Below are 16,357 nucleotides of genomic sequence, written 5' to 3'. Positions count from 1 at the left end.
TAGGTTGCGGGAGAGGATCACAGCGGTCATGGACAGGAAGGTCGGAAACGTTGCGCGCTCGCGGCTCGGCGGTCATCGGCGTGGTCGCCGTCGCGGTGGGTCTCGCCGTCTCGGCTCCGTTCGTGAGCTCGGCGGCCGGCTCGGCACTGAGGGGTACCGAGCCGGCCGGCCAAGCAGTCGCACCGGCCGGTTCGGTTGCGACGGGGCCGGTTGATCTGGCTGGGACGGCGCCGGCGGCGGACTGGATCGGACTGGTCACCGGTGATCAGGTGGCGGTTGACGGGCGCGGTTCGGTCGTCGCCTTCCGGCCGGGCTCTGGGCGTGGTGGCATCCCGGTGCGCGTCTACTCGTCGGGCGGTCACCTGTACGCGGTACCGGCTGATGCGGTTGCTCTGGTCGAGCGCGGGGTGGTCGACCGGCGGTTGTTCGATGTGAGTCTGCTGGCGCGGCCGGAGTACCGGCGGCAGAACGCGGCGGGGCTGGCGGTGATCGTGACCTACAGCAAGCCGGCTGCGCGCGAGCTGGTCCGCTCGGGGCAAGGGGTTCGGGTCGAGCATGTCTACACGTCGATCGATGGCGACGGGCTGCTAGTCGGCTCGGTCGATGCGTGGCGGCGGCTGATCTCCTCGGGAGGGGTCAAACGGGTGTGGCTGGACGTAGTACGGGACTCTTTGTACAGCTGACGTCACCGGCGGTGATCGCGGTTATCCTCAGGCCGTGAGCGAGACGAGTGGAGTGCAGCCCAGCGGGGAAGCGGTGACCGGACGCTGGGACGGGGTGGATGTCCACTTCGGCGAAGAAGGTGGCCGGCTCACCTATGGCAGCTATCTGCGGCTGGAGCAGCTGCTCGATCAGCAGCGGCTGGAGTCGGATCCGCCGGCGCATGACGAACTGCTGTTCATCACGATCCACCAGGTCTACGAGCTGTGGTTCAAGCAGGTCCTGCACGAGATGACGGCGTCGCGCGACGCGATGCTGACCGGGCAGCTCTGGAAGGCGCAGCACCTGCTCCGGCGGGTGCACACGATCGAGCGCACGCTGATCCAGCAGGTCGACGTGCTGGAGACGATGACGCCGCAGGACTTCGGCGAGTTCCGGCACCGGTTGTCGCCGGCCAGCGGGTTCCAGTCGGTGCAGTTCCGGGAGATCGAGTTCCTGTCGGGGGCCAAGGATCCGTCGTTCGTGAAGCGGTTCCGAGGATTGAGCGCGGCCGAGACGGCACGGCTGGAGCAGCGGCTGGCCGAGCCGACGTTGTGGGACGCCTTCCTGGGCGTGCTCGAGCAGGCTGGTTTCTCGTCGACCGACGAGGATGATCTGCGCAAGGCATTGCAGACGGTGGCTGGGGATCGCAGCAGTCATGCGGAGATCTGGGAGCTTGCTGAGGCGCTGGTTCAGCATGACGAGCTCGCGGCCGCTTGGCGTGCGCGGCACGTGGTGATGGTCGAGCGGATGATCGGCGCCAAGCCAGGTACCGGCGGTTCTTCAGGCGCTGGTTATCTGCGCAGCCGGCTGGATCTTCGGTACTACCCGTTGCTCTGGCAGCTGCGTTCTTCGCTCTAGACCGTTACCGTCAGCTCGTCGAGCTCAGGCAGATGGCCTTCGGTGCATCGGGCAACTATCTCGACCGGGTGGCCGTCGTGGCTGAGCTCGAGCGGCTTGGGCGGGGCGTGGTGGCGGTTGCTCCACTGGGCCAGCCCGAAGACGACGGGCATCAGGTCCTGGCCGCTCTCGGTCAGCTGGTACTCGTACCGGCGGCGCTTGCCCGGCTCCTGGTACTCGGTCTTGGCCAGCACCCCGAGGTCTACGAGCGCCTTGAGGCGTCCGGCTGTCGTCGCCTCGGTCAGCCCGGTGCGGGCGGCGAAGTCGTCGAAGCGGGTGACGCCGTAGTACGCCTCGCGCAGCAGCAGGATCGTGGATCGCTGCCCGATCGCCTGCATGGCGAGATCGATCGGGCAGTAGTCGCCGAGCGGCTGTTGACCCCGCTCGGCCAGGCGGCCCTTCAGCTCAACGTGCATGAACTCACGGTAGCCGCTGACTTGTGTCTTCCGTAGTCAGGCGGATGCTGGTCAGTTGTCGGTCGGGCGGTTGAGGGCGTCGTGGAGGCGGGCCAGTACCGCGTCTGGGGTGGTGGTCCAGTCGCTGGTCAGTACGTGGTGGGTTCGCCAGCCGCCTGCGGTGAGAGCCCGAGGGTGGGTCGTCAGGCGTTCGAGCAGGGTGTCGGCGGCGATTCGCGCCGGGGTGTCGATCAGTACTGCGAGTTGATGGCCTTCGTCGTTCGGCCGGCGCAGCGCCAGGTCGCAGCGGAAGACCGACTCGCCGACCTGCGTCTCGACCACGACCCCCTCCGCCCGCAGCCGCTCGGCCAGTTGCTCGACGACCGTCGACCGAATCGCACCTCCGTCGGCTTTCGCATGCCGTCCTCTCCCGGCGTCACCGGCCGAGCCGGTGGTTGTGGCGCGTGGGCGCGATACGGCGTACTGGCTGAGGACTGCCTGGGTGGCTTCGGGGTTGGCTTGGGAGACGGCGTTGGCGTAGGTGAGGAAGCGGCGCAGGGTGTTGGCGCCGTCGTTGTAGGTGTTGGTGATCGCCTCGGGGTCGATGCTGCTGACGATGACCATGTGCTGCCGGGCGCGGCTGAAGATGACGTTGAGGCGTTTCTCGCCGCCGGAGGTGTTGATCGGGCCGAAGTTCATCAGCATCCGGCCGTCGGGGGCGGCGGCGTAGCAGACGCTCATGATGACGATGTCGCGTTCGTCGCCCTGGACGTTCTCCAGGTTCTTCACGAACAGTCCGGCGTCCTGCTCGTCGCGGGTCCGCACCTGCTCGGCCTCGTACCGCGCGCCGAACTCCGGATCCGCCTCGGCCAACTCGTCCAGCGCCCGCTCGATCTCGCCCTGTTGGGCCTCCGAGAACGCCACGATGCCGAGGCTCTTGCCGGTGTCACGCGCGAGGATCTCGCGAACGAGGCCGGCGATCCACCTCGCCTCGGCCGGGTTCGTACGCCGTACATAGATGCCATCGGCAATCCGCACCGCGGTGATGCTGCCCGCCAGCATCCCGTCCACAACCTCCCCTACCTGAGAAGGCGAATCATCACCCGCCCGAACGGTCCATGGTGGTGCGGGGTGGGCGGGTAGGCGGTCGGGGATGGTTGCGAGGCGGCCTTGGTAGAAGGCTGCGTTGCTGAACGAGATCAGCGCCTCGGAACGGCTCCGGTAGTGCCAGGTCAGCATGGTCGACGCGAGCCGGAGCGCGCTGATCGCCAGGAAGCTGTCGTCGGCCAACGCGACGCCGACGTGCTCGACCTCGTCGTCCGGGTCGGCGGCCGGGGTGGCGACGCGGAAGTACTGCGTCGGTGGCAGTTGCATCTGGTCGCCGACGACGATCACCTGGGGTGCGCGGTGCAGCGCCGGGATCGCTTCCTCGACGGGGATCTGGCTCGCCTCGTCGTAGATCACCACGTCGAAGGAGGTGTCGAGCGGGAGGGTGTCCGAGACCGACGACGGGCTCATCAGCCAGACCGGGCGCAGGCGGGAGACGACCTCGCCGGTGTCGCCCGACGCGAGATCGCGGATCGACTTGTAGCGCATGACCTTGCCGAACTCGTGCTCCAGTTCGCGTCGCCCCGCGCTGAACGCCTTCTTGCGCGCTCGCTCCTCCGGCGACATCCCGGTCACACTCGCCTCGGAATGCGCCAGCTCACTCAAGAACCGCCGCCGTACGCCGGCCACCACCACCTCGGCGTTGACCGTCGTCAGCTCGTCGTACACCGAACTCAACTCCCCGACGATCGAGTCGAGCCGCGCCGAGGTCACCTCCCCCAGCAACGGCGCCGCCGCCCGAGCCCGCTCCCACTCCAACGCACAAACCGCATACTCCAACTGCTCCGGCGTCGCCTCCAACCCACGTACTGCCTCCTGCACCGAGGTCGGCACCTCCCCAAACCGCCGCATCACCCCAACCAACCGCTGAACCACCGGCACCACCTCAGACGAAGCCAGCACCTCCACAACCTCCCGCACCCCACCCAACGTCCCCTCGGCATACCCCGCCACCAACAACCGCCCACTAACCCCCTCCGCGTCGCCCAGCAGCACCCCAACCCGAGCAAGCCCCGCAGCAACGCCATCAACACCAGGCGAGCCAGCCGACGCCGAGGTGACCTGACCGGAGCCCACCCCCGAACCCGCAGCGGCTACGCCGCCGGCCCGTGAGGCGGGCGAGCCGGTCTGGTCGGAGCGCGCCGCGGGAGGTGCGGTGGGCGAGGTGGCGTGGTAGGAGTGCGCCGCCGGAGTTGCGGCGGATGCGCCGCCGGTGGGTGGGGTGGTGGAGGGGGCCGCACCGGCAGCGGTGGGTGCGGTGGGGGCCGGTTGGTCGGTTGCCAGGGTGGGGAGCCATGGGGCTAGGGACTGGTCTTGGGTTAGGTGTTGGAGGGTTTGGGAGAGGGTTTTGGGGTTGGGGGTGCCCCAGGTTTGGAGGGCGTTTTGGGTGCTGGCGGTTGTTGCGGTGGTGCTGTCTTGGGCGGTGATCAGTGTGGTGAGGAGTTCGGTGATGGTGGGGCGGACGGCGCGGGTGGTGGTGTCCGTTCGGGTGTGGACCAGGGACTTGATCCGGCGCCAGTCGGCGGACAGGAAGGCGAGCAGAGTGCCTTCCTTGCTCTTGGCAACTGTCAGGGCCGAACGGGCATCGGCTGGTGGAAGGGGGTCGGTCCAAGCGGACGCTTCTTGCCAGGCGGTCTGTTCGGCCGACAGGAGAGTCTCGTGGTCGGCGGCCGCGGCTCGCAGCTCACGGGCTGTACGGGAGTGGCCGTCCAGCGCTTCGGACTTGCCGCGTTCGGCTAGCGGGAGCATGACCTTGCCGAGCTCGGTCAAGCGGCGGAGGACGGTGAGGTCGATGGACGGCCAGCCGTCGGCGGGTGGTGTCAGGCCGGTGGATTCCAGCGCGTTGAGGACGGCCGACCAAGCAGCGCGGGCTTCGGCGGCAGTGGCGGGGATCTCGGTGTCGGCGCCGGGGGCTGACCAGACCGAGGGGGCGACGAGGCTGAGGGCGCTTCGGGACAGTACGCCGCCGCTGGAAGGATCCGCTGCGGCCAGGCCGGAGGACAGCTCACCCGCGACCTCACGGGCGCCCCACCAATCGCCCGGGGAAGGGATCAACTTGCGTTGCGATGGCTCCAGGGATGAACCCCAGGCGGACGAGCGCGACTCGGCCAGGGTGTTGACGACGGTGCGCAGGGAAGGGGAACCGCCGGCCAGCAGCGTTTCGAATTCGCCGACGGTGGCGAGCAGGCGATCGACCCGGGCCACCAGCGCGTCCCGGCGTACCGTCAGGTCTTCGAGGTCGTCGGAGGCCGCGAGCCAGGTCTCGTAGGTGTCGCGCAGGCCGTGGACGAAGGCCTTCTTGTCGGCTTGGGAGTCGTGGATGAGCGTGCACAGGCCGTCCAGGCGGCGGCTGACCAGCCGGGCGTGGACGACGTCGAGCGCGGCGCGTTTCTGGCAGACGAAGAGCACCCGCTGACCGCGCGCCACGAAATCCGCGATCATGTTGGTGATCGTCTGCGACTTGCCCGTCCCCGGCGGCCCCTGAATGACGAAGCTCTCACCTCGTTGAGCCCGCGCCACCGCCGCCACCTGCGACCCGTCCGCCGGCACCACCAGATGTCGCGCCGACGTCGGCAGCTCAGACGGATCGCTGACCAAAGGCCGCGGCCGATCCGAGAACAATTGGTCGAACGACGGGCACGACCGTCCGGTCTCGAGCAGTTCGTCGTAGTCGCGTACCAGCCCGAGCGTGCGGTAGTTGAAGTTCGCCAGCGCGACCGCGCACAGATCGACATCCCACGAGTAGGGACTGCCGTCGTCGCCCGTCTCCAGCGTGTAGCTGTCGGTCTCGATCGCGCCCGGCCGTCGCGGCTCGCCGAACACGACACTCAGCGGCAACTCCTGCACAGCAAGCTGATTGCGGAAGATCTGCACCCCGAGCGGCTGATAGTCGGGCTGCCGATACGAGTAGGAATAGTGCCGCCCGCCGAACTCGTTCGCCCTGTTCCCGTGCTGTCGCCGCCGGTAGTTCCGCAGCTTCACCATCGCGCGCTGCCTGACGAGATCGATCCGCGGCTTCGCCCGCAAGTGCAGTTGCAGCCCTGGCTCGGACGCTTGCAGCTCGGCCCGCAACCTCTCATGCAGTACTTCGACAGCGTCCGGCTCGCTCAGATCCACCTTGGCCGGAAGGTTGATCCCGTACAGCTGGTGCAGGTGATGGCGCAGCGTCGGATTGACCTCCGCGACCGGGTCGGTGATCCGCAGCGTGTACGAATCGCGCACGCCCCGCTTCTTCGCCAGCTCCACCTTGACGAGCACCAGCGGCGAGGTCAGCCGCGTCGCCGGGTCGTTCTTGAGATCGTGCCAGCGCAGGAACGCCGGGACGAGCCGCAACTGGTCCTGCCCGTACTCCGCTCGGTCGCGCCTGGCCGTCGAGATCAGCTTGTCCAGCGCGGAGGCGGCGTACGGCGCTTCGTCGTACCGGATCCATCTGCCGAGCGGTTTGGCCTTGCCGTCGACGAGTTGCGCGGCGAGGTCGGCGTTCCAGGTGAAGAGCTGCTCGGCGCGGATGTTGCGGACGTCGAGCATCAGCGGGACGGAGACCTCGGTGAGGTTGATCGTCTGGGCCGTGTGCCGGAAACTGACCAGCCGGTTGCGGCGGGAGAGGTCGAAAAGCCTGTCCCGCAAGGCTTTCAGGACTGCCTCGCGCCGATCCGCCGTGTCGCGGGTGATCGCGTCGACGTCGAAGTCGAGCGGCTGGTCGCGGTAGTTCTCGAGTTGCTCGATCAGTGAGCGCAGGTCCTGGGCGCGGCGATGGCGATCGGGCTCGGCCATCTGGGAAGCCACCGAGACGATCACCGGATGCAGCGAACCGGTCAGTGCGTAGAAGTTGCCTCGGGCATCGATCAGCCGGGCGACGTCCTCGGTGCGGGACAGGTCGAGTCCGCAGCCGAGTCCGAGCAGGAGTTGGCCCAGGCTGAAGATGTCGGTCAGTGGATCGTGATGACCGAGGACGTGCTCCCAGCTCTGCCAGCCCGGCACGAGCACCGGCGCGGTGATCGCCTCGGGGGTGGGCTCGGTCACCTGCAACTGCGGCCGGCCGCCGCTCTCGCCGAGGTCGAGCTCGGTCTGACGATGCGCGACGACCTCGACCGCTGAGGACCGATGTCCTTCCCTGGCAGCGATCTCGGCGGTTTGGAGGGCTGGGCGCGACGCATCCTCCGGTGCGAAACCGAGTCTGGTCCGGTCGTCGACGGTGATCCGGTCGAGTCCGCGCAACGGCGCGACCAGCCCGCGCTCGTGTACCTCCGCGGTGGCGTGGAACAACGGCAGTACCGCGGCCAGCAGCGCGTCGTTGCCGAGCCCGCCCTGCGAGACGGCCAGCGCCACGAGATCCCTCATACCGGCGCCCATCGGCGCGACGTGCTCCGTCATGGCGTCACCGCCCGGGTGAGCTCGGCCCGGCGCTTGTCGCTCCAGCCGAGCTCGTCGTCGGCCAGATCGTCGTACTCCGAAAGCCCGGCTCGCCGCGCCAGCCGCAGCGAGGCGATGAGCCCGTCGTCACCCAACTCGGGATCGGCCGTCGCGAGATCGAGCAGCAGATAGCAGAGGTACTGCCGGGTCGCACCCGTCAACGCGCGCGGCCGCGGGATCGGCGCGCCATCCACCGGCCGAATCGCCAACGGCTCGTCGAACCGCGGCACCGCACCACCCGGTACGCCGAGCGGCCCGGGCGGATCCGCGAACCCGGCCGCAAACGTGGCGACCGTGTCCGAGCGCAGCCCTTCCGAATGGGCGATGTGCGCCGCGAAGTCCATGCTCAGCTCGCGGAGCAACGCGGCGTCGAGCAGATCCGGCGAGTCGACGTCGAGTGGACCGGTCAGCAGCACCTCGACGTCTTCGTCGGCCAGCCAGTTCTGGAGTGCCCAGGCACGGGCGACGCCTTCGGGGTGGCTCGTCCCGCGACTGCCGGTGCTCAGGTCCAGCTCGCCGGCTTGGCGGAGGTAGGCGGCCGGGTCGACGGAGGCCAGTCCTGTTTGGACTTTCAGCAGCGCGCGGACCGTAGTACCGAGGTCTCCACAGGCGACGAGAGCGCCGCGGTCGGCGAACAGTTCGCAGGCCATCACCCAGCGGCGATGGGTCTCCAAGTACTGCGCTGGAGTGCGGGCGTCGGCTGCTGCTGCGTCGAGTAGCCGGTCGACTGCGAGATACGCGCCGTCCTCCACGGTCCACAGCACCCGATGCGCCAACTCATGCCCGCAGACCGCCGTCAGCTCGTCCGGATCCAACCGCTCCAGCAGCGGCCCCTCGAACAGGATCACCGCCCGATCGGCCTGATGCAGCAACGACGCGTTGGGCTGCCCGGCTCCTTGCGCCTGGAAGAACTCGATCTCCACCTGAAGCCCGAGCGCCTCCGCGGCCCGCCGACCCGCCGCGTGCAACTCGGCGTGACTCTCCGCCTCGAGCCGGTACGTGTTCCGTAGCAGGAGGTCGCTCAGCCCGTCGTCCCGCGCGTCGCCCTCCCGCAAAGCCGCCCAGGCGCGCTCGTCCACCCGGCGCACCTGCGACAGGACGGCCCGGTGATAACCCAGCACCCCAAGCGACTTCTCAACCACAACGTCACCATAACGACCCCCGCAGACAGAAAGTTCACGCTAGTGTCAGCGCGCTCCGACTTGGGCATTGGTGGAGTAACCGATCGAGGGGATGGCCGGCGTGAAGCTCTACTCCGATGTGGGTGTGCAGCGGTTCGGGCAGGTTCTCGGGGATCTGATGTTGCTGGGCTGGATGGCGTTCTGCACGGCGCTGGGGCTGTTTGTTTTCAAGATCACCAATGCGCTCGGGTATCCCGGCCGCAAGACGGCCGAGGCCGGCGACGGGCTGGCGGCTGACCTGCACAAGTTCTCGGAGCCGGTGGGGAAGGTGCCGGCGGTCGGTGACGAGTTGCGCGCGCCGATCGACGGAGCGGCGAACGCGGCGTCCCGGCTGGCCGAGGCGGGGCGGGATCAGGCGCATGCGGTGGAGCAGCTGGCCTATCTGCTGGCCGCCGTGACGATCGGGTTGCCGGTGTTGTTCGCGTTGCTGATCTGGCTGCCGCGGCGGATCAGGTTCAGCCGCCGGGCGACGGCCGCCCGCAGGTTCATCGACAACGCGGCCGACCTCGACCTGTTCGCGCTCCGGGCGATGGCCAACCAGCCGATGCACAAGCTGGCCAAGATCTCCGACGACCCGGTCACGGCCTGGCGCGACGGCGACACGGCCGTCATCACCCGACTCGCCGACCTGGAACTCCGCAGTACCGGCCTGAGGCTGCCGACCACCTAGCTACTCTCAATCTCATGGCAAGGGTTCTGCTGGTTGAGGATGATGACGCGATCCGGACGTCGCTGGGCAAGTCGCTCACGGCCGCCGGGCATGCCGTCACGGCGCTCGCCAGTGGAGCCGAAGGGGTCGCGGCGGTCGCTCGGGACAAGCCCGACGTGATGCTGCTGGATCTCGGGCTGCCGGATCTCGACGGGCGGGACGTGCTCGCGATGGTTCGCGCCGTCAGCGACGTACCGGTGATCGTCGCGACGGCCCGTGACGACGACGCCAGTGTGGTGCGGCTGCTCGACGCGGGCGCCGACGACTACGTGATCAAGCCGTTCAGCTCGGCCCAGATCGACGCGCGGATCCGGGCAGTACTACGCCGAGGCGGCCCCGACCAGCAGGGCGAATCGACGCTCAGCCTCGGCGCGCTCTCCATCGACCCGGCCAGCCGCGAGGTGACCGTCGACGGCCGGCCCGTCGACCTGACCCGCAAGGAGTTCGATCTCCTGCTCGCCCTGTCACGCCGGGCGGGAACTGTCGTCACGAAGCGCGAGTTGCTCGCCGAGGTGTGGGGCCTGCCGTGGGGTGGCGGCGACCGTACTGTCGATGTCCACCTCTCCTGGCTGCGCCGCAAACTCGGTGAGACGGCCGCCGAGCCGCGCTTCGTGCACAGCGTCCGCGGCGTCGGCGTGAAGCTCGCCTCCCCGGACGCGGGCTGACGATGCGCCGACGCATCTTGCTGCTGTCGGTAGGCATGACCACGCTGGTCGTGCTCGCCTTCGCCGTCCCGCTCACCCTCCTGCTGCGCAACGCCGCCGCCGACGATTCGCTCAAGACCGCTCGGCTCAGGGCCGTGAACGTGGCCTACTACGTCGGCGACAAGGACCACACCGCGGCCGACATCCAGGCGTACATCGACGACGTCAAGAAGGACGGGGTCGGCGGCATCTCGGTCCGGCTGCCCGACGGTACGACGCTCGGCGACCCGCCGCCCGACGGCGTCACCCCTCCGAAGCCGACACCCGCCGGGGACGGGGACGGCGACGACGGCGGCAAGCACGGCCCGCCGAAGGTGTCGGACGCGACGTTCCGCGACGTACACGGCGGTGGCAAAGCGGCAGAGATCAGTGTCAACAGCTCCACCGGCCCTGCGTCGGTCTGCCTCTACCTGACAACCGACGAGCTGTACGAGGGCCTCGGGACCCGCCTCCTCATCCTGCTCGGCGGCAGCCTGCTGGTCCTCCTCCTCAGCGTTCTCGGCGCCGAACTCGTCTCCCGCCGCCTGGCCCGCCCGCTGGAGGAAACAGCCCGTACTGCGGAACGCCTCGCCAAGGGTGACGTTGATGCGCGCGCTCCGACGACCGGCCCGGCCGAGGTGGCCAAAGTAGGGGCCGCCCTCAACGGTCTCGCCGATCGCATCGACGAGGTCATCGCCGTCGAACGCGAAGCCGTCGCCGACCTCTCGCACCGGCTTCGCACCCCGCTCACCGCACTGCGGCTGCAGGTCGAGGCGCTCCCCGACCGCGAGCGAGCCGAGGAACTCAACACCCAGGTCAACAGCCTCGAGCGGACCCTGACCGCCGTCATCAGCGCGGCCCGCCGGCCACAACGCGAGGGTCGGGTCCCACACTGCGACGCCGTCGAGGTGACTCGCGCCCGAGCCGCCTTCTGGGCGCCACTGTTCGAGGACCAGGGGCGAGACCTGGTACTTGACCTAGTGCAGCCGCCCGCCATGGTCCGAGCCTCGGCCGACGACCTGTCCGCGGCACTCGACGCCCTGGTGGAGAACGTCGTCGCCCACACGCCCGACGGCACCCCTGCGCGCATCATCCTCACCCGGCAACCGGTCGGCGGCAGTACCGGCGTACTGATCGTCGTCGCGGACGAAGGTCCGGGGATCCCACTGGGAGCAGGGGAGCGCGGCCGCAGCGACCGCGGCTCCACCGGACTAGGCCTCGACATAGCTCGCCGTTGCGCCGAGGCCGCCGGTGGCCGGCTGACCATCCACCCGAACCTCCCGCGCGGCTCCTCCGTCCACCTCACGCTCGCCGCACCCTAGGCATCGCCCTGGGATTCAGCTCTTGCAGGTGGGTGCGAGGGTTTGCGCGGCCAGTTGATCGTCGCGGGTGATGGGCAGCTTGTACTTCGCGGCGACATGTAGGTAGCGGGCCACGTAAGTGCAGCGGAACGACTTGTTGAGCGGCAGCCATTCGCCCGGGCCCTGGTCGGACTTGCTGGCGTTCGTGGCGCCGTCGACGGCAAGCAGGTTGTCGGTCTGGTCGTTGGCGAAGTCCACCCGGCGCTGCTCGGGCCAGGTGGAGGCGCCGAGGTCCCAGGCGCGAGCGAGCGGGTAGACGTGGTCGATCTGCACCTTGCCGGCGGCTGCTTTGCGGAAGCTGATCAGCCGGCCGGTGTAGGGATCGAGGAGCTGGCCGGACATCACGACGCAGTGCTTCGGGCCGGTCTTGTAGGTGACATCGGTGAGTTGCCGGGCGAGGACGTTGTTGCGGGTGTCGCAGCCGTCGTGGCCACCCGGGCCGGTGTGGTTGTCGGACCACGGCTGACCGAAGGAGCAGGCGCCGGACTTGCCGCATTCGCGGTCATAGCCCTTCACCTTGGGACGGGTGGCGACGACTTTCAGAAGGGCGAGTTCGGAGCGGATCGAGCTTCCCGAAGTACCGGCTGGTGCTGGTTCGACCGCGGTACAGGCGGTGCTGAGGAGGAGTAGGCAGACAAGCAGGACGGCAGGGCGGGCAGACGTCATCAACGGGTTGCAGCACTCACTTCGGGACGGGGGAAGGACGACCGGTCAGCGTCGTCCGCTGGCGAGTTCTATCACCGCAGGCAGACGAGAGCTTCGACGACTCGCCAACTGGAGGGCGGATCAGCGAGCGGCGGCGAGGCGGCGGGCGGCGTCGACGACGAAGGCCCGGCGGCGGGCGCGTTCGTCGAGGTCGTCCCCGCCGACGCCGGTGATCAGCTCGGCCAACTGGGGAACGGTCTGCCACCAGGCCGCGAGTGCGATCAGAGCGAACACCAGGTGGGCGGGATCGAGCTCAGGATCGAGTACGCCGTCACGCTGTGCCTGAGCGAATCGCTCGACCTTCTCACGGTAGTGCGCCGACCGCCGCTCGCCGTCCGCGGCCGGTCCGCGGGTGAGGCCCTCCCACTGCAGCAGCCGTCCCAGCTCGGGGTGGGCCGCGTGATAGTCGTACGTCGCGCCCGCGAACTCGCCTACGTCGTCGAGCCCCGCCCCGGTCAGGGCGACCGCGCTGGCGAGCCGGTCCAGCTCATCCGTGAGCACGATCTCCCACAGCGCGTTCTTGTCGCCGTAGTAGCTGTAGAGCCGCTCCTTGTTGATGCCGGCCCGTTCGGCGATCCGGGTCATCGTCGTGCCCTCGCGCCCGTACTCGGCGAATTCAGCTGTCGCTGCGTCCTTCAGCCGGCGGCGCGTTCCTTCGGTGTCCCAGGCCATGAGCCAGCTTAGAACATCTCCAACGCAACCGTTGCAGATTGGCCGGGGCGCCGGTACGGTGGAATCTCCAACGCAATCGTTGGAGTTTCGGAGGAGGCGCGATGGAGGAGCTTCACCACCGCCGTGCGGATACGGCGGCCGGCCAGGGCAGCGGTGCGGGACTGGCGCTGGTCACGGGTGCCAACAGCGGCATCGGCAAGGAGATCGCCCGGCAGTTGCTGAGCCGTGGCTTCGTCGTCCACGTCGGCGCGCGAGACGCCGAACGCGGTCGAGCGGCCGTTGACGAACTCGGCCTGGGCGCTCGGCTTCTGGTGTTCGACGTGACCGATCCGCGGTCGGTCGAGGCAGCCGCGTCGCAGGTCCCCGCGCTGGATGTACTGGTCAACAACGCGGGCGTCAGTGATCTGGGCCAGACCCCGGTGGAGACTTCAGCTGACACACTCCGCCGGGTCTACGAGACCAACGTTTTCGGCGTGGTCACCGTCACCAACGCCTTCCTGCCGGCTCTGCGGCGCTCGGCCCGTCCGCGCATCGTCAACGTCTCCAGCGGTACCGGCTCGCTGGGCTGGAGCACTGGGCCGAACCCGCAGTTCGACCACCGGATCGGCGGGGCCGGCGCGGCGTACCGCTCGTCGAAGGCCGCGCTCAACGCGCTCACCGTGTACTACGCGCAGACCCTGGCCGAGCACGGCTTCAAGGTCAACGCCCTGGCGCCGGGCCTGCGCGCCACCAACCTGAACTCCCGCGCGGCCGAGCATGGCGGCGACCCGGCAGAAGCAGCAGCAGGCGCGGTTCGCCTCGCCCTCCTCCCGGACGACGGCCCGACGGCGGGCTTCTTCTCCTGGGACGGCACGACCGCGCCTTGGTAGACATCCGAGGCCGACGACAGATTGGCGGCAGTACGTATTCGTGTTCACGCGGCGGCGGTCAATCCGACCGACACCATGCTGCGTTCTGGGATCGCGCACTCCTGGTTGGGCAGTCGTCCGGCTCCCTATGTACCAGGGATGGACGCGGCGGGTGTCGTCGACGCGATCGGTCCAGGCACTGACACGTTGCTCCGGCCGGGGGACCCGGTGATCGCGATCGTCGAGGCCTACAGCCGGCAGGCGCCTACGCGGAGTTCGTCGTCGTGCCGGCGGCATCGGTGGTGCCGATCCCGTCCGGCGCCGGCTTTGCGGCCGCGTCCACGCTGCTGATGAATGCCCTGACAGCCCGGGTCGCGCTGGACCTCTTGGCCTTGCCGGCCGGTCGTACTGTCGCGGTGACCGGAGCGGCCGGGGCCTTCGGCGGGTATGCGGTGCAGTTGGCCAAGAGCGACGGTTTGCGCGTTCTGGCCGACGCCGCGGGTGGACCACCGATCACGCTCGCCTGCTCAGATTGCGGGATCAAGCAACCAACGGTGAGCTGATCCTGCGCGTAGCGGACGTACTACCGGCCGGCCAAGCAGCCGAGGCGCACCGGCGACTGGCCAAGGGCGGAGTACGCGGCCGGCTCGTTCTCGACCTCACCACCTTCTGACATCCCGTACAGAGCTGACCTTCAGCCCACGTGGATGCCTGGTCGGCGGGTGGGATCGGACTCGTGCTGGCGGATGATCTCGCGGACGACCGGTGCGGTGTCGCCGCGGCCGAGGATGAGGTAACGCAGCAGGTGGCTGAGTGGGTTGCCTTCGGACCACTCGAAGTGGCAGTGCGGCAGCACGTCGGTGGTGTCGCGCAACGCGAGCAGGATCGCGGCGATGGCGTTGGGTACGGCGGGGCTGTCGGCCCGGAGTACCCGGTAGCCGCCGATCTCGACCCCCTTGACCCGCAGTACGTCGCTGAACGTCGACGGGTCGACCACGTCGATCTCGAGGAACAGGATGTCGGTACGGCGGGGGACGGGGTCGGCGTCGCGGACAGCCGTCTCCTTGGCGGCGTACTCGGCTTCGTCGCCTGCCTGCCGCTGGTTGGCGATGATGTTGAGGATGCCGTCGTTGCGGATCGACTCGGTCAGGAAGGCGCGGGCCGGGTCGTCGAACTCGATCCGGTCGGCGCGCAGCTCGGTGGTGCGGGAGACCCGCGAGATCAGCGAGACGGTGATGATGCCGGCGATGAACAGGCCGGAGATCGCGATGCCGTCGGGCTTCTCGATGATGTTCTCGACCAGTGCGTAGAGGAGTACGAGGGTCAGCACGGTGAAGGCGATCGCTGCTCGCCGCTGCCGGCGTCGCGCTGCCGAGATGGTGACGGCAACGGCCCCGGAGACCATCATCACCAGGATTCCGGTGGCGTAGGCGCCGGCCTGGGCGTCGACGTCAGCGCCGAACGCGATCGTGATCGCGATGCTGATCGCTGTGTAGACCAGGACGACGGGTCGCACGGCGCGGCCCCACTCGGGCGCCATCCCGTACGACGGGAGGTAGCGCGGCACGATGTTGATCAGGCCGGCCATCGCCGACGCACCGGCGAACCACAGGATCAGGACGCTGCTGAGGTCGTAGACGGTACCGAACACCTCGCCGAGCTTCTCGTGGGCGAGGTAGGCGAGCGCCCGGCCGCTTGCGGCGCCACCGGGCTCGAACTCCTTGGCGGGAATCAGCACGGTGGTGATGAAGCTGGTGGCCAGCAGGTAGACGCTCATGATCAGCGCGGCCGCGGTCAGCAGCTTCTTGGTGTTGCGGATCCGGTCGGCCAGCCGCTCCTTGGCGTCCTGGCCGTCGGCTGCGACCAGCGGCATCATGCTGACACCTGTCTCGAAACCGGACAGCCCTAGTACCAGCAGCGGGAACGCGACGACGGCCGGTCCGATGACTCCACCGATGCCCTGGCGGCCATCGGTGAGCGCGTCGACCCAGGTGTCGAAGGCGGCAGGTGCGGTTGCGACGTCGTACAGGCCGACGACGACAATGGCCGCGTTGAGGACCAGGAAGATCCCGACCAGCGGGATTGCGACTCCGACGGCCTCGCTGAAGCCCATCAGGAACACGCCGCCCAGGATGAGCAGCAGTACCACCGTGACCAGGACTTCCTGCCCGTGCAGGAAGCCGGGGGTGTACGGATTCTCGATCAGGTGCACGGTGGCGTCGGCCGAGGACAGCGTGATGGTGATGATCCACGAGGTCGCCACGAAGCCGAGCAGTACCAGGACGAACAGCTTGCCCCGCCAGAACGGCAGCAGGTTCTCCAGCATCGCGATCGAGCCCTGCCCGTGCGGACTCTCTTTGGCGACCCGCCGGTACATCGGCAGCATGCCCAGCAGGGTGAGCGCGACGATGAGCAGGGTGGCCAGCGGCGACAGCGCGCCGGCGGCGAGGGCCGCGATGCCGGGCAGGTACGAGAGCGTAGAGAAGTAGTCGACGCCGGTCAGGCACATGACCTTCCACCAGGCCTGAGGGGTCGAGTGGTCCTCGCCTGCCTCTGGACCGATCGGCTGCACGCGATGCTGGAGAAGCCACCCGGTGAGCCCGCGGCCGCAGCCGACTGCTCCCGCGGGCCCTTGACGGTGGCAGGCACGACGTACTCGTCCGGAGAGATCACGCGAGCAAGAA

Annotated in this window: 15 protein-coding genes; 9 read left to right on the top strand and 6 right to left on the bottom strand. The window is 68.8% G+C overall.

Annotated elements, in window-relative coordinates:
• The first annotated feature begins 50 nt into the window (after window positions 1-50).
• Together ACIA12_RS17475 and ACIA12_RS17470 are read left to right on the top strand one after the other, a co-directional pair.
• Window positions 51-683 (top strand): hypothetical protein, encoded by a 633-nt coding sequence (locus ACIA12_RS17475; protein WP_396368010.1) that lies wholly within the window; start codon window positions 51-53, stop codon window positions 681-683.
• 34 nt (window positions 684-717) lie between these two features.
• Window positions 718-1,560: a tryptophan 2,3-dioxygenase gene (locus ACIA12_RS17470; protein ID WP_396368009.1), complete on the top strand. Its 843-nt coding sequence runs from the start codon at window positions 718-720 to the stop codon at window positions 1,558-1,560.
• On the opposite strand, the gene ACIA12_RS17465 is transcribed toward ACIA12_RS17470, so the two are convergent.
• From ACIA12_RS17465 to ACIA12_RS17455, 3 genes are read right to left on the bottom strand one after another with little or no spacing between them, the layout of a single operon-like run.
• A complete protein-coding gene (locus tag ACIA12_RS17465) occupies window positions 1,557-2,015 on the bottom strand; it encodes a winged helix-turn-helix transcriptional regulator (RefSeq protein WP_396368008.1) in 459 nt (152 codons plus the stop codon). The genes ACIA12_RS17470 and ACIA12_RS17465 overlap by 4 nt on opposite strands.
• A gap of 51 nt (window positions 2,016-2,066) precedes the next feature.
• Window positions 2,067-7,475: an AAA domain-containing protein gene (locus tag ACIA12_RS17460; protein ID WP_396368007.1), complete on the bottom strand. Its 5,409-nt coding sequence runs from the start codon at window positions 7,473-7,475 to the stop codon at window positions 2,067-2,069.
• Entirely contained in the window at window positions 7,472-8,656 is a 1,185-nt protein-coding gene (locus tag ACIA12_RS17455; protein WP_396368006.1) for a M48 family metalloprotease, read from the bottom strand. The genes ACIA12_RS17460 and ACIA12_RS17455 overlap by 4 nt, the downstream gene beginning before the upstream one ends.
• A gap of 100 nt (window positions 8,657-8,756) precedes the next feature.
• Here ACIA12_RS17455 and ACIA12_RS17450 point away from each other — a divergent pair, with 100 nt between their 5' ends.
• From ACIA12_RS17450 to ACIA12_RS17440, 3 genes are read left to right on the top strand one after another with little or no spacing between them, the layout of a single operon-like run.
• Complete coding sequence (locus tag ACIA12_RS17450) at window positions 8,757-9,365, top strand: hypothetical protein (RefSeq protein WP_396368005.1); 609 nt, start codon at window positions 8,757-8,759, stop codon at window positions 9,363-9,365.
• A gap of 14 nt (window positions 9,366-9,379) precedes the next feature.
• Window positions 9,380-10,069, top strand: coding sequence for a response regulator transcription factor (locus ACIA12_RS17445; RefSeq protein ID WP_396368004.1), 690 nt, complete (start codon window positions 9,380-9,382; stop codon window positions 10,067-10,069).
• 2 nt (window positions 10,070-10,071) lie between these two features.
• Complete coding sequence (locus tag ACIA12_RS17440) at window positions 10,072-11,409, top strand: ATP-binding protein (RefSeq protein WP_396368003.1); 1,338 nt, start codon at window positions 10,072-10,074, stop codon at window positions 11,407-11,409.
• A 15-nt stretch (window positions 11,410-11,424) separates the two neighbouring features.
• Here ACIA12_RS17440 and ACIA12_RS17435 read toward each other — a convergent pair whose 3' ends face one another.
• Both ACIA12_RS17435 and ACIA12_RS17430 read right to left on the bottom strand, forming a co-directional pair.
• Window positions 11,425-12,114 (bottom strand): HNH endonuclease family protein, encoded by a 690-nt coding sequence (locus ACIA12_RS17435; RefSeq protein WP_396368002.1) that lies wholly within the window; start codon window positions 12,112-12,114, stop codon window positions 11,425-11,427.
• A gap of 120 nt (window positions 12,115-12,234) precedes the next feature.
• Window positions 12,235-12,825, bottom strand: a complete 591-nt coding sequence (locus ACIA12_RS17430) for a TetR family transcriptional regulator (protein ID WP_396368001.1) — start codon at window positions 12,823-12,825, stop codon at window positions 12,235-12,237.
• 101 nt (window positions 12,826-12,926) lie between these two features.
• Here ACIA12_RS17430 and ACIA12_RS17425 point away from each other — a divergent pair, with 101 nt between their 5' ends.
• The 4 genes from ACIA12_RS17425 to ACIA12_RS17410 are packed head-to-tail and all read left to right on the top strand — an operon-like array spanning window position 12,927 to window position 14,346.
• Entirely contained in the window at window positions 12,927-13,694 is a 768-nt protein-coding gene (locus ACIA12_RS17425) for an SDR family NAD(P)-dependent oxidoreductase (RefSeq protein WP_396368000.1), read from the top strand.
• Window positions 13,695-13,715: 21 nt separating this feature from the next.
• A complete protein-coding gene (locus ACIA12_RS17420; RefSeq protein WP_396367999.1) occupies window positions 13,716-14,024 on the top strand; it encodes an alcohol dehydrogenase catalytic domain-containing protein in 309 nt (102 codons plus the stop codon).
• On the top strand, window positions 13,958-14,236 hold the full coding sequence (locus ACIA12_RS17415; RefSeq protein ID WP_396368306.1) for a hypothetical protein: 279 nt from the start codon (window positions 13,958-13,960) through the stop codon (window positions 14,234-14,236). The genes ACIA12_RS17420 and ACIA12_RS17415 overlap by 67 nt, the downstream gene beginning before the upstream one ends.
• Window positions 14,206-14,346 carry a hypothetical protein gene (locus tag ACIA12_RS17410; RefSeq protein ID WP_396367998.1) on the top strand — a complete coding sequence of 47 codons (141 nt, stop codon included), beginning with the start codon at window positions 14,206-14,208 and terminating at the stop codon, window positions 14,344-14,346. Before ACIA12_RS17415 ends, ACIA12_RS17410 begins: the two co-directional genes overlap by 31 nt.
• Before the next feature lie 21 nt (window positions 14,347-14,367).
• On the opposite strand, the gene ACIA12_RS17405 is transcribed toward ACIA12_RS17410, so the two are convergent.
• The gene (locus ACIA12_RS17405) at window positions 14,368-16,245 is read right to left on the bottom strand and encodes an amino acid transporter (RefSeq protein ID WP_396367997.1); all 1,878 of its coding nucleotides are present in this window, start codon (window positions 16,243-16,245) and stop codon (window positions 14,368-14,370) included.
• Window positions 16,246-16,357 lie beyond the last annotated feature (112 nt).

This window comes from Kribbella sp. NPDC051620 (assembly GCF_044453825.1).
In the GTDB taxonomy this organism is placed as follows: Bacteria; Actinomycetota; Actinomycetes; order Propionibacteriales; family Kribbellaceae; genus Kribbella.
This window is presented reverse-complemented; position numbering and strand designations above follow the sequence as displayed.

What these genes read in the sequence shown, in the direction of transcription:
- ACIA12_RS17430 (WP_396368001.1), bottom strand. Translation starts at nt 12,825, where the DNA reads ATGGCCTGGGACACCGAAGGAACGCGCCGCCGGCTGAAGGACGCAGCG.
- ACIA12_RS17440 (WP_396368003.1), top strand. Translation starts at nt 10,072, where the DNA reads ATGCGCCGACGCATCTTGCTGCTGTCGGTAGGCATGACCACGCTGGTC.
- ACIA12_RS17435 (WP_396368002.1), bottom strand. Translation starts at nt 12,114, where the DNA reads ATGACGTCTGCCCGCCCTGCCGTCCTGCTTGTCTGCCTACTCCTCCTC.
- ACIA12_RS17465 (WP_396368008.1), bottom strand. Translation starts at nt 2,015, where the DNA reads ATGCACGTTGAGCTGAAGGGCCGCCTGGCCGAGCGGGGTCAACAGCCG.
- ACIA12_RS17425 (WP_396368000.1), top strand. Translation starts at nt 12,927, where the DNA reads ATGGAGGAGCTTCACCACCGCCGTGCGGATACGGCGGCCGGCCAGGGC.
- ACIA12_RS17460 (WP_396368007.1), bottom strand. Translation starts at nt 7,475, where the DNA reads ATGACGGAGCACGTCGCGCCGATGGGCGCCGGTATGAGGGATCTCGTG.
- ACIA12_RS17445 (WP_396368004.1), top strand. Translation starts at nt 9,380, where the DNA reads ATGGCAAGGGTTCTGCTGGTTGAGGATGATGACGCGATCCGGACGTCG.